This window comes from Brevibacterium jeotgali, from assembly GCF_900169175.1.
GTDB lineage: Bacteria > Actinomycetota > Actinomycetes > Actinomycetales > Brevibacteriaceae > Brevibacterium > Brevibacterium jeotgali.
This window is the reverse complement of the sequence record NZ_FXZM01000006.1, coordinates 45759-65728: the sequence shown is the minus strand read 5'-3', so window position 1 is coordinate 65728 and position 19970 is coordinate 45759. Positions and strand designations below refer to the sequence as shown.

Below are 19970 nucleotides of genomic sequence, written 5' to 3'. Positions count from 1 at the left end.
GGTCACACTCGGGGGTCTATCGGTCCGAATCGCACGGTGCTAGAGTAGTCCCCTCATCTGAGCTGGAGCGATGCGTGAACTCAGCACCTCCCGACTTCACAGATGACGCCTGATGAACACTGAACGCACCCATGGTCGCCCTGCCGCCCGTGCGCCGGAACACCACTCACAGACTCGGAGCACAGCCGTGACCACCGATACCGGAAGCATGCGCGCAGTGTCGCGCAACGATGACATCGATCCCGCGGGCATGCGCGTCATCTGGCTCCTGCTCATCGCCGCCTTCGTGGCGATCCTCAACGAGACGACGATGGCCATCGCCATCCCGGAGCTCAACGTCTCCCTGGACATTCCGCCCGAGCAGGGACAGTGGTTCACGAGCGCCTTCATGCTCACCATGGCAGTCGTCATCCCGACGACCGGCTTCGTCCTCCAGCGATTCACGACCCGCCAGGTGTTCCTGGCAGCGATGACCACCTTCTCTGCGGGCACCGCGCTCTGCCTGGTCGCATCCGGGTTCCTCCCTCTGCTGGCGGGCCGCGTCGTGCAGGCCGCCGGCACCGGGATCATGCTGCCACTGCTCATGACGACCATGATGAACGTCGTGCCCGCGCACTCGCGCGGACGCATGATGGGCCGCGTGGGCCTCGTCATCTCGCTCGCCCCCGCGATCGGACCGACGATGTCCGGCATCGTCCTCGACAACCTCGGATGGCGGTGGCTGTTCGGCATCGTCCTGCCGATCGCGCTCGTCGCCCTGGGTCTCGGCGCGAAGTGGATGACCAACCTGGGCGAGTCGACCAGCGCGCCGATCGATGTGTCGTCCATCCTGCTGTCCGCACTGGCGTTCGGCGGGATCGTGTACGGCCTCAGCCAGTTCGGCGGAGCGAGCACCGATGATGCCGGTTCGGCCGTCCAGCTCATCGGGTGGGGCGCCATCGCCGGTGGCCTCGTGGTCCTGGTCGTGTTCGTGTGGCGGCAGCTGTCCCTGCAGAAGAGGGAGCGCGCACTGCTGGACCTGCGGGTCTTCCGGTCGCGCAACTACGTGCTGTCCGTCATCATGATGGCGATCGTCGCCCTGGCGATGTTCGGTACCTTCTCGCTGCTGCCTCTGTTCCTCCAGACCGTCGCCGGCCTCACCGCGGCGCAGTCCGGCATGGTGCTGCTGCCGGGATCGCTCCTCATGGGTCTGCTGGGTCCGCTCATGGGCCGGATCTACGACGCGCGCGGACCGCGTGTGCTGCTCGTTCCGGGCACCATCATGATCGCCGCGGCGATGTTCGTGTACTCGACCGTCGGCACCGCTACACCCACGTGGACGCTGGTCGTGGTCCAGAGCGTGATGTCTCTGGGCCTCGCCGCATCGTTCACGCCGTTGTTCTCCGCATCACTCGGTTCGCTCCAGCGACACCTCTACTCGCACGGTTCTGCGGTGCTCAACACCCTCCAGCAGGTCGGTGGAGCCGCAGGCACCGCACTCCTCGTGGCGGTCTACTCCGCCGCACTGCATTCGGGTGAGGCAGCAGGGCTGCCCGCCGCGGATGCCGCCGCTCCGGGTGCGCGTGCCGCGTTCCTCATCGCGGCATGCATCGCGATCCTCCCCGTCGTCCTCTCCTTCTTCATCCAGAAGCCGGAGGACCAGGAGGCGGGAGAACAGGTCGCCGACTGAGGCGGACGGGCGGGTGGGCGGACGGTTCTCGGTTCAGTTGATCCCCACCTGACCGCCCGAGGACTGCTCGCCGTCTCCCGTGCTGCCGGGGCCTCTACCGCCGGGGCCTCGCATGCTCGCGGGCCGCATGAGCCAGGTGGCGATGATCGTGATGATCACCGCCAGCGCGATGCCCACGGCACCCAGCACCGGAACGAGGGGCAGCAGCACGAACACCACGAGTGCTGCGGCGGACAACGCGATGACGGTTGCCCGCACCTGCTTGAGTGTGGCGATCAGCTGCACTGTGACGCCGCCGAGGATCGACGGCAGGATGTAGTTCTGCGCGATCTCGGTGATGCCCGGCGGTGTGATCGACACGAGCCAGCTTCCGAGGATCCCGACCAGCAGCAGCATCGAGATGACGTGGATGAGGGCTGCTCCGCAGATCGCGGCGGTGGCGGCGAACTCCGCCTTCTTGGTACCCGGTTTCGCCCCGATCGTCGACTGCGCCACGATCGCCGACGGGAGGAGCTTGTTGGAGATGTTGCCGATCATGAAGGCCTGATACATGCCTGCCGGGCCGAGGATCGGATAGTAGGTCAGCGGCTCGACCACCCAGAAGACTCCGTAGACGGCAGCCACGGCGAGGAACCCGCCGATGACGTTTCCTGCTGTGATGTTGAGATCGACGGTGAAGAGCAGGTAGAAGGGCACCGAGGTCGCGATCAGCAGCCCCAGCAGCAGTGTGATCCTGCCCCAGCGGTCGGTGGTCTTGGTGTACGCGGCGTCGAGCGCGGCGATATCCGTACTCATCGTCCCTCCTCGATCAGGCGGCGCCCAGGCCGGAGTTGTGGGCGAAGTAGGCGCAGAAGAGACCGACGAGGATCGCGAAGCCCAGGGCCCATTCGCGGAGCCAGTTGATATCGGCGGCCTTGGCGATCGCCAGGCAGATGCCCATCGTGACCGCGGACGCGGCCACGGCGATGATGTGAGTCCCAGACTTCGGGAACTCCGTCAGAGTCAGTGCGGCGAACGCGGCCAGCAGTGCGGCGCTCGGCACGATCGACATCAGCGCCGGATTCACCTCGGTCAGCTTGGCCGATCCGCGCTTGAGCAGCGGCGTCATGATCAGGGTGGCCAGCATCCACATGGCGCCCGACAGACTCATCGCCGTCAACGCGACGACGAAGACGTCCACGTCGTATTCTCCGCCACTCAGTCCGGAGCCCATCGACCTGGCTGCGACCTCGGCCGATGCGACCTCAGTCGCGGCCGAACCGATCAGCCCGATGCGGACGAGGATCGGTGGGGTGCCGAAGAGGGGAAGCAGCGCGACGGCCACCAGCACGACGGCCAGTGAGGGGCCGATCGCGGCGACGCCGCCCGCACGGAAGGCCTTGCGCACCTCGGCCTGGCTCATGTCCGCCGCTGCCGCGTTCTTGCGGACGGCGCCCATGTAGATGATCGACTGCAGCGCGACGACGCCCATCACTGCCAGAGCCAGCACCCACAGAAGGGGTGCATTCGCGACGGCGCCGATGTCGGTTGAGGATCCTTGGGTCAGCAGCATCGCTGCACCTTCCCGTGATCGGGATTGGTCGTCTTGCAGCCGTTGGCCGCGAGCGCTGGTCCCACAGACCGCGACCGAGGCGGTCATCAGTGGTCGTCAGGTGATCACCGTCGTTGGTGATCGTCCGTTCCAGCACCTTGGCATGCATCGTATTGCCTCGCGCTCGGAAATGGAACCGTCTCCGGTCCGCGACGACGACGTCAGCGTGAGACGGAGAGGTCAGGCATCGCCCGGCCGCGGCCTGCCAGCCGCATCGCCTAGGGTCAGCATAGGCAGTCTTCGGACGGCAGTCTTCGGACTGCATTCATACGCTGGGCATGGAGGAGGCCGGGATGACGATCCGTGTGGTCGATGAGGCGGTGTCGCGGGAGCTGGTCGACGAGGCGCTCGCGCTGGAATCGGCTCGGGAGGCCTTCATCGCCGCTGTGACGGACGGAACCGTCTACCCCGTCGTGGTCGCGCCCATGACGGGCATCGGCCATCGCTTCACTGTGAAATCCGGCTCGAGCGGGACGTCCGCCGTCATCAAGATCGGCAGCTACTGGCCCGGCAATGACGTCCACGGACTGTCAAACCACGGATCGTCGGTCATCCTCCTGCATCCGGAGACCGGACGGATCCGAGCCGTCGTCGAGGCCGCTGCGGGCAACGGCTTCCGCACCGCCGCGGCCGACGCGCTCGCAGTGCAGACCCTTGCCCGCGAAGACGCCCGTGTGCTCACCGTCGTGGGCACGGGCCACCAGGCTCTCTACGAGGCACGTGCGGCGTTCCGCGTGCGGGACTTCGAGCGCGTGCTCGTCGCGGGTCGCCGTCCTGTGGCCGCCGAGGCGAGGGCGGCGGAGCTGCGCGAGGTCTTGGGCACCTCGGCGGCGGACGGGGGAACGGTCGGCGTGACGATCGAGGCGACCTCGATCGAGGCCGGCGTCCGGCGGGCCGACGTCGTCGTCACCGCGACCAATGCGAAATCCCCCGTCATCGAGGCCGACTGGGTGCGGCCGGGCACCCACGTCTCGGCGATGGGCGCGGACGGCTCCGGCAAGCAGGAGCTGGCGGCGGGTCTCTACGAGCGCGGTGCCCTCTTCTGTGACCTGCCGGACCAGGCGCGGGCGATCGGCGAGTTCTCGCACGCCGCACCCGAGGCCCCCGTCACCGCCCTGGGCGCCGTTCTCACCGGGGCGGCCCCGGGCCGTGCCGACGCCGAACAGATCACGGTGTTCGACAGCTCCGGCTTCGCACTCCAGGACCTGGCATTCGCCGAAGCCATCCTGCAGCGGGCGGGCGACTCGACCGGCTGACCGGCTCAGTCGAGGTCGCGGGCGAGCTGCCGGACTGCTGCAGGCGTCGTCTCCTCCGATTGATGTTCAGCGCGCGACCGCCGGCGGGCGAGCAGGGCGAAGAGGATGTTGACGAGCAGGACGACTCCTGCGAGCGCGTTGATGAGGAAGAACCCTCCCACCTGGAGCGCGGTGCCCGCGAACGCTGCCATGAGTGCGCCGCCCAGATTCATCGCGGAATCGGACATGCCCTGCAGCGGCACCCGCATGCGGTCGCTCACCGATTTCACGAGCAGGGACGACCCGCCGATGAGGAACATGGACCAGCCGACGCCCAGCAGGAAGAGCGCGATGTTGAGGATGACGAAGTTCGATGTCGGCAGCAGCGAGTCATAGATCCCCAGTGCGACGGTCACGGCATAGACGACTGCTCCCGAGGTGATGACGCTGCCGGGGCCCCACCTGTCGGACATCCAGCCGAAGACGGGGGAGAAGACGTACATTCCCATGATGTGGATGCTCACGACGATGCCCACGGCTGTGAGGTCGAAGTGCTGGTGGTCCATGTGGACCGGCGTCATCACCATGACGTTGGTCATGATCATCTGCCCCGTGATGACGGTGATGACGGCGTAGCGGGCCACGGGCTGTCGGAGCAGGTAGCGGAGGGCCTCGCCGAGCCGGGGGCGGTCGTGGGGTGCGGAGCGCGCAGTCGTCTCCTGTGCAGACGCAGGACTGCTGACTGCACGACGCTCCGGTGTGAGGGTGAAGGCTGCGGTCGCTGCGAGGAGGAAACAGCCCATCGAGATGACGTACGGCCCTGCCAGCGGATTCATGCCGAGCAGCTCGCCCAGCCGCGAGCCCGGCTCCGTGAAGTTGGGCCCCAGCACGGATCCGACGGTCGTCGCCCAGATGACGATCGACATCGCCTGCCCGGGCTTCGCGGGATTCGCGGTGTCCGATGCGGCATAGCGGGCCTGGAGACCCGCGGCGGTGGAGGAGCCGCACAGCATCATCCCGACCATGAACAGCGGCAGGAGGCCCACGGCGACACCGATGAGGACCACCGCGGCACCCAGCGTGCCGATTCCGAACCCCAGCGTCAGCGCGGTGCGCCTGCCGAACCGCGCCGCCAGGGTGGACAGGGGATAGGCGACGAGGCCGGCTCCCAGGATCACGCTCATCTGCGCGAAGCCGGCCATGGCCGTCCTGCCCGTGATCTGCTCTGCGAGCAGGCCGCCCACGGCATAGCCGGAAGCGATCCCCGCGCCGGCGAAGAGCTGGGCTGTGAACAGCTTGGCCAGAGCGGTCTTCTGTGACGTCACCGTCGCCGTCCTTGTCGTCGTCATCTAGGATACAAGATGGATACTACATGCCCGAGGGGACTGCACGAAGGGGAGTGGACAGGTGGGCACCGACGATTCGTCAGCTGCCGGGCGTGCGTACCGGCACCTTCGTGATGCGATCCTCGAGGGCGGGTTCGCTCCCGGGCAGATGCTGGGTGAGGCCGGGCTCGCCCAGCATCTGGGGATGAGCCGTACTCCAGTGCGCGCCGCTCTGGCGCGGCTGCAGGAGGAGCGGTGGGTGACGATCTACCCCAAGCGCGGGGCGCTGGTGAATGGTCTGAGCGAGCGCGACATCGCAGAGATCGCAGATGCCAGGTACATGCTCGAGTCCGCTGCGGTGCAGCGGGCGACGACGGCGACGATCGAGCGCCTGCTGCCGCGGCTGGAGGAGTCGGTCGAGGCGCAGGAGACCGCTCTGGCGGATGGTGACCTCCCGGTCTTCATCGACCACACGACCGGCTTCCACCGGATGTTCGTCGAAGCGGGCGGCAGCGCGGTCCTGCTGGAGATGAGCGATCGTCTGGCCGATCGACGCCGCTTCATGCTCTTTCGGCAGGGCACGCGGCTCATTGAGCGCCGCATGGCCATGCTCGCGGAGCATCGCGCGCTGATCGAGGCGCTGCGGTCCGGCGACGTCGCGCTCTTCGCGGAGTCCCTGCGCGCTCACCTGCGCGATACCCACAACGCCGCCGTGGAACCGCTCCGCTTCGTGCCGTGAGCTGCGGGGTCCCGCCGACGAGATGAGTCTGGTCGACGAGATGAGTCTGGCCGACCAGCCGAGTTCAGCCGACGAGCTGCGGTCAGCCGACCAGGAGCATGCCCGTCAGCGCAAGTGAGGCGACGAGGATCGTCGAGAGGGCTGCGAGGACGAAGGGCCTCGGGCCGACCTGCACGAGCGCTCGCACCTTCACGCCGCAGCCCAGGGCGAACATCGCAGCCGACAGCAGCAGGGTCTGGGCGACACCGGCGACATCCAGTGCGACCTCCGGCACGGGCACGAACGAGCGCACGACCACCATCGTGAGGAAGCCTGCGACGAACAGCGGGACGATCGGCGGCAGCTGTGCCGTCGGGGCGGTGGCGTCGGAGGCTGCGGAGGCCTCGGCGCCGGCGGGGGCCCGGACCTCGGCTGTGGCGGCACGGCGGCGTTCTCGCACGCTCAGGATCGCGATGACGGGCGCCAGCATGAGGACCCGGGCGAGCTTGACGATGACCGCGATGGCCAGCGCTCCGCCGCCCAGCACGCCGCCGGCCGCGACGACCTGTGCGACCTCGTGGATCGCCCCGCCGGCCCAGAGGCCGGCCGTGGTGCTGTCGAGGTTGAGGAGGCTGGCGGTCAGCGGCAGCAGTGGAATCATGAGGGTGCCGAAGAGGACGACCAGCGCGACGGCGGTGACGACGTCCTGGGCGTGCTTCTGCTTCGGATCCACGACACCGGCGACGGCCCCGACCGCAGCGGCTCCGCAGATCGAGAAGCCGCAGGCCACGAGCACGCTGAGCACCGGCGACAGGCCCAATGCTCTGCCGATCGCGATCGTTCCGACGATCCCGGCGGCGACGATGCCGAGGACGACCGCGATCACTCCGAACCCGAGCCCGACGATGTCTCCCAGCACCACCTGCAGGCCCAGGAGCACGATGCCGGCACGCAGCACCGGCTTCGCGGAGAATGCGATTCCGGGAGCTGTGGATTCCGGGAGGGGGACGAGGTTCGCCACGATGATCCCACCGAGGATCGCGAGGATGAGCGGGCTCATGCCCGGCAGAAACTGCCCCGCAGCGTACGCGATGAGCGCTGCGGCAGTGCAGAGGACGAGGCCGGGGAGGCGGGTCGGTGCGCGCACTGCCGACGGGTCGCTCGACGCTCTCCCGGGAGTCGGAACAGCGGATGGAGTCGGGGTGGATGCGTGCATGGGTGCGACTCTGCCAAGCGCGCGGTGACACCGGTAGACGGGGAAACAGCACTGGTGCATATCATTGTGATATGTCATTGGAGTATTCGCCCGGACCGCCGAATCTGCAGGCGCTCGCCCTCTTCGTCGCGGTCGTGGACGAGGGCAGCCTGGGTGCGGGGGCGCGACGCCTGGGCCTTCACCAGCCGAATGCGAGTCGGCTCATCGCGCGCCTCGAGGCGGAGGCGGCGGCCCCTCTGCTCGATCGGCACCCGCGGGGGTCGCGTCCGACCCCGGCAGGCCTGGTCTACGCCGCACATGCCCGTGAGCTGCTCGCCGCCGCAGACCACTTCACGGAATGGCTGCGGACGTCCCGTGACGAGGACGCGCCGGAACTGCGCGTGGGCGCGAGCATGACGATCGCCGAGCACCTCGTGCCCGTCTGGCTCACGGAGCTGCGTCGGCGCATTCCGGATACCCATGTCCACCTCGAGGTGGAGAACTCGACGCATGTGATCGACGACGTGCGCGAGGGCCGGCTGCGCGTGGGGTTCGTCGAGACTCCGCACGTCCCCCGCGACGTCCATGCGCGCGTCGTCGGCGATGACGAACTGATCCTCGTCATCGCGGCGCATCATCCGTGGGCTGAGCGGACCGAACCGGTGGGGCTGGACGAGCTCGCCGCGACTGCGCTGGTCGTGCGGGAGGGCGGCTCCGGCACCCGGGAGGCTCTCGAGGCCGTCGTGGGCGACAGTCCGCTGGCGCCGCCCGCGATGGTCCTGGGCAGCAACGCCGCAGTGCGGATCGCGGTCGCATCCGGCGCGGGCCCGGCGGTGCTCAGTGCCCTGGCGGTGCGTGCGCAGCTGGACTCGGGAGAGCTCCTGCGCGTGCCGATCGCGGGCGATGGCGTGCGCCGTTCATTCACTGCGGTGTGGAGAGGGCCGCGACGTCTGACCGGGGCGGCAGGGGATCTGGTGGAGGTCGCGCAGCGCTCAGGCGAGGCACAGGTGTGAAGTGGCATCCCCGGATGTATATGTGGCGCACTGCTGTGTGCAGGTGACATCCTCCGGTGTGCCCGAGCTTGGGGCTACGATCGTGCTATGGGTCACAGAGCGGTGACACGTCACTGAGTGGTGACGACGTTCGACGGCGACGTCGGAAGGAGGCCGAAGATGGCGACGGTGGAGACGGTGAGGGGCGCGATCGACAGCGGACAGCTGGGGCGCACCTACGCGCACGAGCACGTGTTCGTCCTGGGCGAGGAGTATCGCCTCAACTACCAGGAGTGGGACGAGGAGGCGATGATCGATCTGGCGGTGCGAGACCTCAATGAGCTGAAGGGACTGGGGATCCACTCGATCATGGACCCCACCGTTCTGGGCCTGGGCCGGTACATCCCGCGCATCCAGCGGATCGCCGAGCGGACCGACCTCAACATCGTCGTCGCCACGGGGCTGTACACCTACAACGAGATCCCGTTCCAGTTCCACTACACCGGCCCGGGGCTGCTCTTCGATCAGCCGGAGCCGCTGACGGAGCTGTTCGTCAAGGATCTGACGGAGGGGATCGCGGACACCGGCGTGCGGGCGGCGTTCCTCAAATGCGCGATCGAGGAACAGGGCATGACCCCCGGAGTCGAGCGTGTGATGCGGGCGGTGGCACAGGCGCATGTGCGCACCGGAGCCCCCATCACGGTCCACACGAATCCCCACACGCGCTCCGGCTTGGACGCACAGCGAGTCCTGCGGGAAGAAGGTGCCGATCTCACGAAAGTCGTCATCGGTCACTCGGGGGATTCGACGGACCTCGACTACCTCAAGGAGGTCGCGGACGCCGGATCCCTCCTGGGCATGGACCGCTTCGGACTCGACGTGCTGCTGCCCTTCGCAGGCCGGGTCGACACCGTCGCACAGCTGGCAGCGGACGGATACGCCGATCGGATGGTGCTCGCCCACGATGCCGCCTGCTTCATCGACTGGTTCGATCCGGAGGCGAAGAAGCAGGCCGTGCCCACGTGGAACTACCGCCACATCACGGAAGACGTCCTCCCCGCACTGCGTGAGCGCGGCGTGACGGACGAGCAGATCGACACCATGCTCGTGGGGAACATCCGGCGGTACTTCGAATAGGGCGCAGGAGAGGGCGAGGCCGGACGGGCGGAGAGGGCGAAGCTGCTTCGCCGACGGCTTCCTGGTGCCCGCGCACACCTGCGCTCTCACACATTGGTACGTCCATGCGCAGAGGCTCTCCGTCGACGAGTATGTGGAGCAGAAGGTGCGAGCCGTGGTGCTGGGTGTGCTCTCCGATGCCGCGCGAAGCCGCGTGGAGCGATGAGGCACACGGCACTGCGCTGACCGGCGACGTGGCCGGAGGGCGAGGGGCGCATCTGACGCACACTGCGGAAGGACCACCATGACCGGCACATCACCAGCGGCATCGGCAGAATCGGCGGCATCAGCGACAGAGCCATCAGCGCACGACCCGATCGGACACCTCTCTTCCACGATGCTCGAGGGGCACGTCGCATTCATTACGGGAGGCGGTTCGGGGATCAACCTGGGCATCGCCCGGGCGTTCGCCCGCTGCGGTGCGGCGGTCGCGCTCTGCGGTCGCACCGAAGAGCGGCTGGCCGGCGCCGCCGAGGAGCTGCGCGGGATGGGCGCGCAGGTCGCCTACAAGGCGGCTGACGTGCGCGATCCCGAGGCTCTCCAGGCGTCCGTCGACCATGCGGTGTCCGAGCTGGGCGACATCAGCATCACCGTGGCCGGTGCGGCGGGGAACTTCTTCGCGAAGGCGGAGGAGATGAGCTCCAACGCGTTCCGCACGGTCGTGGACATCGACCTCATGGGGGCGTACCACGCGGCGAAGGCCACGTTCCCGTCGCTGCAGAAGACACGAGGTTCGATCCTGTTCATCTCCGCCAGCCAGGCGTTCAAAGCGACGAAGTACCAGGCGCACGTCGGTGCGGCGAAGGCCGGCATCGAGATGCTCATGCAGGATCTGGCGGTCGAGTGGGGCGAGCACGGCATCCGGTCGAACTCACTGGTGCCCGGACCAGTAGCGGGCACAGAGGGCATGACCCGACTGGCCGGCCCGACCGGCGATGACATGTGGAAGCGCGCGGTGCCCCTGGGGCGCTATGCGGAGACGGAGGAGGTCGGCGCGATGGCGGCGGTGCTGGCCGGCCCGCTGGGCGCCTACGTCACGGGTTCCCAGTACACCGTCGACGGCGGGCTGGGGCTCGTGGGCTCCGGGCACATCTCGGAGGCGGTGGAGAAAGCGCTGTTCTCCGAGGAGTGAGACCTGCAGAGGTTCGACTAGTGGCTGGTCGAGGACGCCGTTCTCGCGCCGGCGATCCGTCGAGTCGGTGGTGACACCCGGCATCCCGCCGACCCTCTTCACAAGTGGGGTCTGCTGATGAGCGCGGCGGCTCTCTCCTCGCGAGGGACGGCCTTATGGTTCGGGGGACGGGTGATTGCGCCCGTCCCCCGAACCATAAGGCCGTCCCTCGGCGGTCGTGGCCCCTCGGCGGGCATGTGCGAGGGTGCGAGGGCGATGGGCCGGGAACGGAGCAGGTGACGATCGCGCTCGCCCGGGTGCGCAGCGAAGGCGATGTGCGGCTCGAGCAGGAGCGCATCCCCTGGAACGTGGCGCTCGCAGCGCTGCGAGCGGCGGCTGGCCCCCTCGTCCACGCGGCTGGCCCGCAGCGTCCACGCGGCCGCTGATCGGGCGCGACCCCTTCCCGTCAGCCCTTCGCGGCGAGGGCGGGGTGGCCGCTCGCGATCGAGACGCGGTTGAACGCGTTGATCATGACCGCGGTCCACTCCACTGCGGCGATCTGCTCCGTGGTGAGATGCGCAGAAGCCTGCGCGACGATCGCATCCCGGTCCTGGCTCGTGTCGATGACCGTGAGGGATTCCGCGATGAGGAGTGCCGCACGCTGCACACCCGAATACACGGTCATCGCGTCGCGCCAGGCGGGCAGCACGTCCAACTGCTGCTGCGTGACGCCTGCGGCGCGGGCGCGGGGTGCGTGCAGGCTCAGGCACGTGAGGCACCCGTTGATCTGCGAGACCCGCATATTGACCAGTTCGATCGTGTCGTCGCCCAGCCCCGCGCCCTTGGAAGCGGTGCGGGAGGCGGTGGACGCCTTCACCAGGGCCTTCTGCACGTCCGGATGCTCCTTGTCGATGAACGGTCGGCGTTTCGGGACCCCCGGGTCAGCGTCCGTCGCCGTACCCGCGGCGGTGTGCACCGCCGTGTTCTGCGTCGTCGTCACGCTCATGCTCCCTTCGAGGCGGCCTGTGCCGCGTCGACGTCGGAGGGCCCCGCCCTGCGGACGGTGCCGCCCTGCGAGGCGTACGCGTCCTCATTCTTCTCGAGCCAGCCCTTCACGAACGGGCACAGCGGCACGACGGTCACGCCGCGTTCCGCGACATCGGCCATCGCCTGCCCGACGAGGATGCCGCCCAGCCCGCGGCCGCCGAACGAGTCATCGACCTCGGTGTGGAAGAAGATCCATTCCTCGGCTCCGCCGGAGTCCTCCGTCGCCGAGGCCGGGGTGAAGAAGGTCCGCCCCGCCACCTCGCCGCTGTCGAGGGTGATGGCATACGCGCGCCGCTCCTGGTCGAGTGCCACTGTGACGGCTGCGCCGGTCTTGTCCGTGAGCTGCTGGTCGGTCATGATCCGCTCCTCGTATCGCTGTTCGTCGAGCTGTCCTGGACGTGCGGCGGGGGGTTCTTCCGCGCGCGCATGCGGACGTTCGGGAGTGTGGGTGCAGGGAGGCGCGAGCGGCCGTCCGGGTCGCGTCCGGGACCGCCGTGGCCCACATAGCCCTCGACCCGTCCGAACCGGTCATCCTCCTCCTGCCACTGCGCGCGGTACTGCGCGATCTCATCCGAATCGCGGCCGATGAAGTTCCACCACATGACGATCTCCTCCTCGAACGGCTCACCGCCGATGAGGATGAGGCGTGCGGGACCGGTGCCGGTGTTCGCGATGCGCAGGCGCTCGCTGCCGATCCCGGTGTAGCCCAGAGTGCCGGGGGTGAGTGCGACGCCTTCGAGAGCGACGTCGCCGGAATCCACGAGGAGTCCGTGCTCGAACGCCGCATCCACGGGCAGATCGAGGACCGCGCCGGCCTCCAGGCGCAGCTCCGCCCCGACCAGCGGCGAGTACACGCTGACCGGCGAGTCCTCGCCCAGCAGCGAACCGATGAAGACGAGGGCGGTTCCGCCGTCCAGCGCCACCGGCTGCGGCTCGAAGTGCTCGAACGCGCGCCCCAGACTGTTCCGGACGGCGTCCGGCAGCGCGAGCCACAGCTGTACGCCGTGGAGCGTCGTCGTCCCATCCGTCGACGTCTCCGAATGGCAGATGCCGGTGCCGGCGGTCATGAGGTTGATCTCCCCGGGCAGGACGGTGCCGACGCCGCCGCCGGAGTCGATGTGCGCGACCGCGCCCTCGAACAGCCAGCTGACCGTCTGCAGCCCCGTGTGGGGGTGCGGGGCGACGTCCATTCCGCCCGTGTCGCGGACATCGCTGGGCCCGAAGTGGTCGACGAAGCACCACGCGCCGATCAGGGAGCGCTGCCGCTGGGGCAGTGTCCTGCGCACCAGCATGGCCCGCGGGCCTCCCAGTGGGACCTCGCGTGAGGTGATGAGCTCGACCGGGACACCGTCGGCGCACGCGGAGTCGGGCCCCGGCAGGCCCTCGCTCCGGCAGAGGACCTCGGCCGGGTGGGCTTCGACGTTGCTCATGGCAGCCTCCTGGGGCGTCGGGCTCGTCCGTCAACCACGTAGTTCAACTATCAACTGAGAACCTCGCGCAGAGCCTCCGTATTCCACGCCCATCGTCCCATGGGGAACATGATCGGGGTCACGTGACCTTGCGGCCGATCGGTACCCTGGCGTCATGGAGAACGCGCAGGACGTCATCACGGCAGACCTCTACGACGAACGGGGCGATGCGCTCGATTCGTGCACCCAGCAGTTCCAGGATCTGGGCGGACGACGGGCCTTCGCGGGCCCCATCCGGACCATTCGGTGCTTCCGCGACAACGCACTCGTGAAGTCCCTGCTCGCGACACCGGGTGCGGGCGCGGTGCTCGTCATCGACGGCCGAGGCTCACTCGAGTCCGCTCTCATGGGAGACCTGATCGCGGCCTCGGCGGTGGAGAACGGCTGGGCGGGCGTCGTCATCCACGGCGCTGTCCGGGACCGGACGGCGCTGCGGGAGCTCGACCTCGGGATCAAGGCACTCGGGTCCAACCCGCGGAAGTCCGCGAAGGACGGGGTCGGTGAGCAGGACGTGCCGGTCGAGTTCGGCGGCGTGACGTTCACGCCCGGGAAGAAGCTGTGGGCCGACGAAGACGGGATCCTGATCGAACCGTGACCGCAGGCGATCTCACCACCGTCTTCATCCCCGGCACCCACGTGAGCCCGGACGTGTTCGCGGATGTGCCCGTGCCGCTGGGGAGCAGCGGCGTCGGTGCGGCCTGGATGGAGAACGCACAGCCGTGCACTCTCCTGAACGCCGCGGCGCACGCCGTGGGGCTTGCCGGTGGTGCCCCCTGCGTGCTGGTCGGACACTCGACGGGCGGTGCGATCGCAGCGATTGCGGCCTTCGCGTTCCCGGACCAGGTGAGAGGTCTCGTCCTCATCGATTCAGGACCCGACATGCGCGGACACGCGACGGTTGCGGGCATGCTCGACGAGCTCGCCGACCCGGTGTCGGACGAGGTGCTCATCCGCCATGCCCGGCGCAATGTCCCGGAGGACAGCCCGGAGGAGTGGATCGAGGCGATGGTCGCCTACGCCCGCCGTGTGGGTGGAGCGCCCGCGGTCGAGGTCCTGGCCGATCAGGCGGCGACCGACCTCCGCACGCGCGGCACCCGACCGCGCCTGCCGGTCGAGGTGCTGCACGGCGGCCTCGACCCCAAGCGCTCCCCGGACGACGCGGCGGCGTGGCGGGACGTGTTCCCTGCGGCACGTGTCGTCGTCGATCAGTCCGTCGGTCACACCCCACCCCTGGAGGACCCCGTCAGTGTCGGCGCGGCGCTGGAGCGCCTGGTGGAGCGGGTGCGGTCGGCAGCCTGATGCGCGAGCCCGAATGGAAGCGCCTGCTCGCTCCTCTCAGCCGTGCCGCGACGCAGGACGAACCGGGGACCCGCTATGCCCTGTCGTTCGAGCTCTACGCGGACGATGCGCGCGGATGGTTCTACTCCTCCACCCTCGAGGCGCTCGATCGCGCTCGGCTCGAGGCCGGTGATCCGTGGTTCGTCGGAGTCCGGCCGCTCGAAGAGGGCGCGCGGCCGGGGACGTTCCGCCGCGGAGGCCTCACCTGGCGGTCCTTCGCCCAGCACGGCCGCGGGCCGGACGCTCCCGTGCGCGCGCTCCTCGACCAGATCAACAGGCTCTCCCGCGACGACCGCAACCTGAACCCGGGCGACGCCGGCGTGCTGCGGCTGGACCGCTATCCCAGCCCGCTCCTGTGGACGCTGCTCGACCGCCTCACCTCCGCCGGTGTCGCGCTCGTGGGCGGTGGACTCGTCACCCGCGTCACCCGGGGGGACTCCGCGATCAAGCGCTTCGACCTCCGCCGAGACGCCCACGATCGGATCCACGTCGAACCGGAGCTGGCGATCGATGACCGGCCCGTCAGCGCGTTCAGTCTGGTGGGCAGCCACGGATTCGCGGGCCTGCACGGAGAGCTCACGAATCCGGGCGCGGACCTGGAGCTGGTGCTCGCCCCCGTCGATCGGCCCATCCCCGCGCACGAGGTCGACCTCATGCGCCGGCATGAGCCCCTGGTCGTGGACGCCGGGGATGCGGAGGAATTCACACACGAGTTCTTCCCGGTCCTCCGCTCGGTCGCGCCGGTCACCAGCCTGGATGAGACGGTCGAGCTGCCGGAGGTGCAGCCACCGCGGCTCGCGCTCCTCGTGGTCTTCGGCGAGAGGGACGATGCCGAGCTCCACTGGTCCTGGTCCTACTCCGGACCTCGCCGGGAGTACCCGATCACCAGCGGTGAGGCGGCCGGCCGGGACACCGCCGCCGAGGCCGTGGTCCGCGACCGTGCCGCCCTGCACTGGCCCGGCGCCGGCACTGCGGAGCGGGAGGATCTGAGGGGTGTGGACACCGCCTCCTTCACCGTCCGTGTGCTGCCGCGGCTCGAGGAGCTGGACTGCGTCCGCGTCGAGGTGAGCGGCGCCCGGCCGGACTACCGCGAGCTGACGGAACCGCCCACCGTCCGGGTGACCAGCGAGGAGACGGAGTCGCGGGACTGGTTCGACCTGGGCTTCGAGGTGACGGTCGCCGGGCGCTCGATCCCGTTCGCCACGCTCTTCCGGGCCCTGGCCGAGGGGCGGAGGAGGATCCTGCTGCCGGACCGGTCGTTCCTCGCACTGGACCATCCGGCCTTCGACCGGCTCAAGGAACTCATCGCCCGTGCCGAGGAGCTGGGGGAGTGGGATCCCCGTGCGCCGAAGATCTCCCGCTTCCAGGTGAGCCTGTGGGAGGACTTCGTCGACGCCGCGGATTCGTCCGCCGAGGCCATCGCCTGGCGGCAGACGGTGGGCGCACTGCGGGACCTCGACGAGATCCCGCAGCCCGATCCACCGGTCGGACTCGCCGCCCACCTGCGCGGATACCAGTCCGACGGGTACGCATGGCTGAGCTTCCTGTACGAGAACGAGCTGGGCGGCATCCTCGCCGACGACATGGGGCTCGGCAAGACGGTCCAGGCGCTCGCCCTCATCGTGCGGGCGCGCGAAGCGGCGTCCGACGCCGCTGTCCCGTTCCTCGTCGTGGCTCCGGCCTCGGTCGTGGGCGTGTGGCAGGGCGAGGCGGCCAGGTTCGCGCCGGGGCTCGACGTGCGGGTGATCGAGGCGACCCGCGCGGCGCGGAAGACGAGGCTCGCGGATGAGGTGCGGGACGCCGACGTCGTCGTCACGTCCTACGCGCGCCTGCGACTGGACGCCGACGACTACGCCGCCCTGCCCTGGGCCGGACTCGTCATCGACGAGGCGCAGTTCGCGAAGAACCGCTCGACGCAGGTGTATGACGCGCTCGCCCGTGTCCGGGCACCCTTCCGCCTGGCGATCACCGGGACGCCTGTGGAGAACTCGCTCGACGACCTGTGGGCGCTGCTGTCGCTCACGGCGCCGGGCCTCTTCCCGTCACCCGTCGCGTTCCGGGAGAACTTCACCAAGCCGATCGGGAACGGCACAGCACCGCACAGACTCGCGCTGGTCAAGCGCCGGATCCGCCCGTTCGTGCTGCGCCGGACGAAGGAGCAGGTGGTGGAGGAGCTGCCGCCCAAGCAGGAGCAGGTGCGCACCGTCGATCTGCTGCCGGAGCACCGGAAGGTGTACGACGCGGTGCTGCAGCGGGAGCGCAAGAAGGTCCTGGGACTGCTGGACGACGTGCGCGAACCGGGGATGGACCGCGGACGCTTCATCGTCTTCCGCTCACTCACGCTGCTGCGGATGCTCGCGCTGGATCCGTCGATCGTCGATGACGGGCAGTACGCGGGCGTCATGTCCTCGAAGCTCCACGCGCTGATGGAGGACCTCGAGCACGTGCTCGGGGAGCGGCACCGCGTGCTGGTGTTCAGCCAGTTCACGTCGTTCCTCGACCGGATCGGGGAGGAGCTCACGGAGCGCGGGGTCGCGCATTCCCGTCTGGATGGGACGACGAGGCGGCGTGACGACGTGATCCGGGGCTTCCGGGAGGGGGAGGCGGGGGTGTTCCTGCTGAGCCTCAAGGCGGGCGGCTTCGGCGTCACCCTCACGGAGGCGGACTACGTCTTCCTCATGGACCCGTGGTGGAACCCCGCCGCGGAGGAGCAGGCGATCGACCGCGTGCACCGGATCGGCCAGGACTCCTCCGTGATGGTCTATCGCATGGTCGCCGCAGGCACGATCGAGGAGAAGGTGGTCGATCTCCAGCAGCGCAAGACCGCCTTGACGGACGCGCTGTGGGACGACGGCGACGGCGTCCGGGAGGGGGCGTTCTCCCGGGTGCTGACCGCCGACGACGTGCGCGGGCTGCTGGACGTGTGAGGGCTGCTGGACGTGTGAGAGCGCTGCTGGGCGTGTGGGCGCGCTGGTGGTGGCGTCAGATCAGCAGGGACAGGCGGAGCGCGTCGAGGATCGCGGCGTGGACGCTGCGGCTGGTCGTCGCGTCGCCGATCCGGAAGAGCTCGTAGCCCGGCGCGTCGGGGAGACTCCCGACGGGGACCTCCTCCTCGGCCTCGGCGTCCGCTGTCGCCGTGACCGCCGCCGTCGCCTGCGCGCGCAGCGTGCCCAGCGGATCGACGAAGGCGTCGTAGTCGATCGCCCCGCCATTGCGGGAGCCTGCCTTCAGCGCCCGGTAGAGCTCGTCGTTGGGGAGGGTGCCGTTGTCGACCACCACTGCGTCGACGTCGGTCGTGGTCTCCGTGTCCGCGTACTCGTTCCGCAGGGTGGCGCGGAGCCCGTCGTCGGTCTCCTCGACTGCGATGAGTCGTTCCGTCAGGCGTGATGGGACACCGTGCTCGGCCATCGAGCGCAGGTACGCGGGAGAGTTCATCGACCCGACGTCCACCGCGATGGTGCGCTCCGGTGATGCGTAGACGACCTCGGCGCCGGCGCGCGCCAGCCGTTCGACCGCGTCGAGGGCCGAGTAGGAGCCGTTGTCGTCGTAGACGAGCACCCGCTGGCCGGCGACGACCGGGGACGTCATGACGTCCCAGACATCGAGCACGTGCTCCGCGCCCGCGCAGACCTCCGTGTTCGGCATGCCGCCGGTCGCGACGAAGACCACGTCGGGCTCCAGATCCAGGACGGTGTCCTCGTCCGCGAGCACGTTGAACCGCATGTCCGCACCGTTCTTCCGCGCCTGCTGCAGGCGCCAGTCGACGATCCCGATGAGGTCCCTGCGACGCTCCGACCGGGCGGCGATCGCGACCTGACCGCCATGGCGATCGGAGGCCTCCAGCAGTGTGACGTCATGCCCGCGCATCGCGCACACCCTGGCGGCCTCGAGTCCGGCGGGTCCGGCTCCGACGATGACGACGCGCCGCGAGCGCCGCGCGAGCCCCAGGGTGCGGATCCGCTGCGGCAGCGTCTCCTCCCGTCCTGTCGCGGGATTGTGGATGCAGTGCGCGGACCCGGACACGTAGATCGCGTCGAGGCAGGCGTTCGCCCCCACGCAGGGGCGGATGTCGTCCTCCTCTCCGGCCGCCAGCTTCTCCACGAGGTACGGGTCCGCGATCTGCGCGCGGGTCATGCCGATGAGGTCGACGCACCCGTCGTCCACCGCGTGGCGCGCCGTGGGGACGTCCGCGATGCGGGTGGCGTGGAGGACCGGGACGGACACCGCAGCTCGCACCGTGCGGCAGAGTTCGAGGAAGGGGGCCGACGGGGTGCCCATGCCGGGGATCGCCTCCGCCAGCGCGCGGTCGCTCTCGATGCGCCCGCCGGTGACGGAGACGAACTGGACGCCGTGCTCGATGTAGCGCTGCAGGATCGCGATCGCGTCGTCGCTGTCCAGCCCGTCCTCTCGCAGCTCGTCCATGCTCATCCGCACTCCGACGACGAAGTCGTCCGGCACTGCGGCCCGCACCGCGTCGAGGAGGCGCAGGGGGAAGCGCAGGCGGTTCTCGAGCGATCCGCCGTACTCGTCTTCGCGGTGGTTGAGCCGCGGGGAGACGAAGGAGTCCATGAGGTGGCCCCAATGCTGCAGCTCCAGGCCGTCCATTCCGCCGGCGGCCACCCTGCGGGCCGCCGAGGCGTAGTCGTCGATGATCCGCTCGATGTCCCAGTCCTCGGCCTCCTTCGCGAAGGCGCGATGTGCGGGTTCGCGGTACCGGCTCGCAGAGACGAGCGGCAGCCAGTCGCCGGTGAAGTTCGAGGACCGGGCGCCCAGATGGGTCACCTGGATCATGACCTTCGTGCCGTGGTCGTGGACCTCGTCCGCGAGCTTCCGCAGCCAGGGGACCACCTCGTCCGTGCTCAGGTCGATGTTGCCGAACGCGGCAGGGGAGTCGCGGGAGACGATCGCGGAGCCGCCGATCATGGTGAGTCCCACCCCGCCGCGTGCCTTCTCCACGTGGTAGCGGCGATAGCGCTCTGCGGGCATGCCGTTGTCCGTGTACGCGGGTTCGTGCGAGGTCGAGACGATCCTGTTCCGCAGTCGGACGGAGCCGATGGAGAACGGGGTGAGCAGCGGGTCCGAGGCGTGGGATGACATGAGGGGG

General features: G+C 69.3%; 18 protein-coding genes. 10 read left to right on the top strand and 8 right to left on the bottom strand.

Features of this window, described 5'->3' with window-relative positions:
* Positions 1–208 precede the first annotated feature (208 nt).
* Positions 209–1669, top strand: a complete 1461-nt coding sequence (locus tag BJEO58_RS07505) for an MDR family MFS transporter (RefSeq protein WP_101588949.1) — start codon at positions 209–211, stop codon at positions 1667–1669.
* A gap of 33 nt (positions 1670–1702) precedes the next feature.
* On the opposite strand, the gene BJEO58_RS07500 is transcribed toward BJEO58_RS07505, so the two are convergent.
* Both BJEO58_RS07500 and BJEO58_RS07495 read right to left on the bottom strand, forming a co-directional pair.
* Positions 1703–2464 carry a hypothetical protein gene (locus BJEO58_RS07500; protein WP_246075888.1) on the bottom strand — a complete coding sequence of 254 codons (762 nt, stop codon included), beginning with the start codon at positions 2462–2464 and terminating at the stop codon, positions 1703–1705.
* 13 nt (positions 2465–2477) lie between these two features.
* Positions 2478–3221 carry a DUF5058 family protein gene (locus BJEO58_RS07495; protein WP_101588863.1) on the bottom strand — a complete coding sequence of 248 codons (744 nt, stop codon included), beginning with the start codon at positions 3219–3221 and terminating at the stop codon, positions 2478–2480.
* A gap of 332 nt (positions 3222–3553) precedes the next feature.
* Between BJEO58_RS07495 and BJEO58_RS07490 the strand changes: the two genes are divergently transcribed.
* Positions 3554–4516: an ornithine cyclodeaminase family protein gene (locus BJEO58_RS07490; RefSeq protein ID WP_101588862.1), complete on the top strand. Its 963-nt coding sequence runs from the start codon at positions 3554–3556 to the stop codon at positions 4514–4516.
* Between the two features lie 5 nt (positions 4517–4521).
* On the opposite strand, the gene BJEO58_RS07485 is transcribed toward BJEO58_RS07490, so the two are convergent.
* Positions 4522–5820 (bottom strand): MFS transporter, encoded by a 1299-nt coding sequence (locus BJEO58_RS07485; protein ID WP_246075889.1) that lies wholly within the window; start codon positions 5818–5820, stop codon positions 4522–4524.
* Positions 5821–5902: 82 nt separating this feature from the next.
* Between BJEO58_RS07485 and BJEO58_RS07480 the strand changes: the two genes are divergently transcribed.
* Positions 5903–6559 carry a GntR family transcriptional regulator gene (locus tag BJEO58_RS07480; protein ID WP_246075890.1) on the top strand — a complete coding sequence of 219 codons (657 nt, stop codon included), beginning with the start codon at positions 5903–5905 and terminating at the stop codon, positions 6557–6559.
* A gap of 82 nt (positions 6560–6641) precedes the next feature.
* Here BJEO58_RS07480 and BJEO58_RS07475 read toward each other — a convergent pair whose 3' ends face one another.
* Positions 6642–7754, bottom strand: coding sequence for a YeiH family protein (locus BJEO58_RS07475; protein WP_101588860.1), 1113 nt, complete (start codon positions 7752–7754; stop codon positions 6642–6644).
* A 71-nt stretch (positions 7755–7825) separates the two neighbouring features.
* Here BJEO58_RS07475 and BJEO58_RS07470 point away from each other — a divergent pair, with 71 nt between their 5' ends.
* The 4 genes from BJEO58_RS07470 (at position 7826) to BJEO58_RS14970 (ending at position 11458) form a co-directional block, all read left to right on the top strand.
* The gene (locus BJEO58_RS07470; protein ID WP_101588859.1) at positions 7826–8746 is read left to right on the top strand and encodes a LysR family transcriptional regulator; all 921 of its coding nucleotides are present in this window, start codon (positions 7826–7828) and stop codon (positions 8744–8746) included.
* A 159-nt stretch (positions 8747–8905) separates the two neighbouring features.
* The gene (locus BJEO58_RS07465; RefSeq protein ID WP_101588858.1) at positions 8906–9862 is read left to right on the top strand and encodes a phosphotriesterase family protein; all 957 of its coding nucleotides are present in this window, start codon (positions 8906–8908) and stop codon (positions 9860–9862) included.
* 283 nt (positions 9863–10145) lie between these two features.
* Positions 10146–11033 carry an SDR family oxidoreductase gene (locus BJEO58_RS07460; protein WP_101588857.1) on the top strand — a complete coding sequence of 296 codons (888 nt, stop codon included), beginning with the start codon at positions 10146–10148 and terminating at the stop codon, positions 11031–11033.
* A gap of 275 nt (positions 11034–11308) precedes the next feature.
* A complete protein-coding gene (locus BJEO58_RS14970) occupies positions 11309–11458 on the top strand; it encodes a hypothetical protein (RefSeq protein ID WP_180951879.1) in 150 nt (49 codons plus the stop codon).
* Between the two features lie 20 nt (positions 11459–11478).
* Here BJEO58_RS14970 and BJEO58_RS07455 read toward each other — a convergent pair whose 3' ends face one another.
* Genes BJEO58_RS07455 through BJEO58_RS07445 form a run of 3 tightly spaced genes read right to left on the bottom strand, consistent with a single transcriptional unit; the run spans position 11479 to position 13489 of the window.
* On the bottom strand, positions 11479–12012 hold the full coding sequence (locus BJEO58_RS07455; protein WP_246075891.1) for a carboxymuconolactone decarboxylase family protein: 534 nt from the start codon (positions 12010–12012) through the stop codon (positions 11479–11481).
* Positions 12013–12014: 2 nt separating this feature from the next.
* The gene (locus BJEO58_RS07450) at positions 12015–12416 is read right to left on the bottom strand and encodes a GNAT family N-acetyltransferase (RefSeq protein ID WP_101588855.1); all 402 of its coding nucleotides are present in this window, start codon (positions 12414–12416) and stop codon (positions 12015–12017) included.
* Positions 12413–13489, bottom strand: a complete 1077-nt coding sequence (locus BJEO58_RS07445) for a pirin family protein (protein WP_101588854.1) — start codon at positions 13487–13489, stop codon at positions 12413–12415. The genes BJEO58_RS07450 and BJEO58_RS07445 overlap by 4 nt, the downstream gene beginning before the upstream one ends.
* A gap of 154 nt (positions 13490–13643) precedes the next feature.
* On the opposite strand from BJEO58_RS07445, the gene rraA reads away from it, so the two are divergent.
* From rraA to BJEO58_RS07430, 3 genes are read left to right on the top strand one after another with little or no spacing between them, the layout of a single operon-like run.
* A complete protein-coding gene (gene rraA / locus BJEO58_RS07440; RefSeq protein ID WP_101588853.1) occupies positions 13644–14123 on the top strand; it encodes a ribonuclease E activity regulator RraA in 480 nt (159 codons plus the stop codon).
* Complete coding sequence (locus tag BJEO58_RS07435) at positions 14120–14827, top strand: alpha/beta fold hydrolase (RefSeq protein WP_101588852.1); 708 nt, start codon at positions 14120–14122, stop codon at positions 14825–14827. Before rraA ends, BJEO58_RS07435 begins: the two co-directional genes overlap by 4 nt.
* Positions 14827–17793, top strand: coding sequence for a DEAD/DEAH box helicase (locus BJEO58_RS07430; protein ID WP_101588851.1), 2967 nt, complete (start codon positions 14827–14829; stop codon positions 17791–17793). The genes BJEO58_RS07435 and BJEO58_RS07430 overlap by 1 nt, the downstream gene beginning before the upstream one ends.
* A 55-nt stretch (positions 17794–17848) precedes the next feature.
* On the opposite strand, the gene BJEO58_RS07425 is transcribed toward BJEO58_RS07430, so the two are convergent.
* Entirely contained in the window at positions 17849–19963 is a 2115-nt protein-coding gene (locus BJEO58_RS07425; RefSeq protein ID WP_101588850.1) for an oxidoreductase, read from the bottom strand.
* Positions 19964–19970: the final 7 nt, after the last annotated feature.

What these genes read in the sequence shown, in the direction of transcription:
- BJEO58_RS07495 (WP_101588863.1), bottom strand. Translation starts at nt 3,221, where the DNA reads ATGCTGCTGACCCAAGGATCCTCAACCGACATCGGCGCCGTCGCGAAT.
- BJEO58_RS07465 (WP_101588858.1), top strand. Translation starts at nt 8,906, where the DNA reads ATGGCGACGGTGGAGACGGTGAGGGGCGCGATCGACAGCGGACAGCTG.
- BJEO58_RS07500 (WP_246075888.1), bottom strand. Translation starts at nt 2,464, where the DNA reads ATGAGTACGGATATCGCCGCGCTCGACGCCGCGTACACCAAGACCACC.
- BJEO58_RS07445 (WP_101588854.1), bottom strand. Translation starts at nt 13,489, where the DNA reads ATGAGCAACGTCGAAGCCCACCCGGCCGAGGTCCTCTGCCGGAGCGAG.
- BJEO58_RS07430 (WP_101588851.1), top strand. Translation starts at nt 14,827, where the DNA reads ATGCGCGAGCCCGAATGGAAGCGCCTGCTCGCTCCTCTCAGCCGTGCC.
- BJEO58_RS07490 (WP_101588862.1), top strand. Translation starts at nt 3,554, where the DNA reads ATGACGATCCGTGTGGTCGATGAGGCGGTGTCGCGGGAGCTGGTCGAC.
- BJEO58_RS07450 (WP_101588855.1), bottom strand. Translation starts at nt 12,416, where the DNA reads ATGACCGACCAGCAGCTCACGGACAAGACCGGCGCAGCCGTCACAGTG.
- BJEO58_RS07505 (WP_101588949.1), top strand. Translation starts at nt 209, where the DNA reads ATGCGCGCAGTGTCGCGCAACGATGACATCGATCCCGCGGGCATGCGC.
- BJEO58_RS07475 (WP_101588860.1), bottom strand. Translation starts at nt 7,754, where the DNA reads ATGCACGCATCCACCCCGACTCCATCCGCTGTTCCGACTCCCGGGAGA.
- BJEO58_RS07460 (WP_101588857.1), top strand. Translation starts at nt 10,146, where the DNA reads ATGACCGGCACATCACCAGCGGCATCGGCAGAATCGGCGGCATCAGCG.
- BJEO58_RS07425 (WP_101588850.1), bottom strand. Translation starts at nt 19,963, where the DNA reads ATGTCATCCCACGCCTCGGACCCGCTGCTCACCCCGTTCTCCATCGGC.
- rraA (WP_101588853.1), top strand. Translation starts at nt 13,644, where the DNA reads ATGGAGAACGCGCAGGACGTCATCACGGCAGACCTCTACGACGAACGG.
- BJEO58_RS07470 (WP_101588859.1), top strand. Translation starts at nt 7,826, where the DNA reads ATGTCATTGGAGTATTCGCCCGGACCGCCGAATCTGCAGGCGCTCGCC.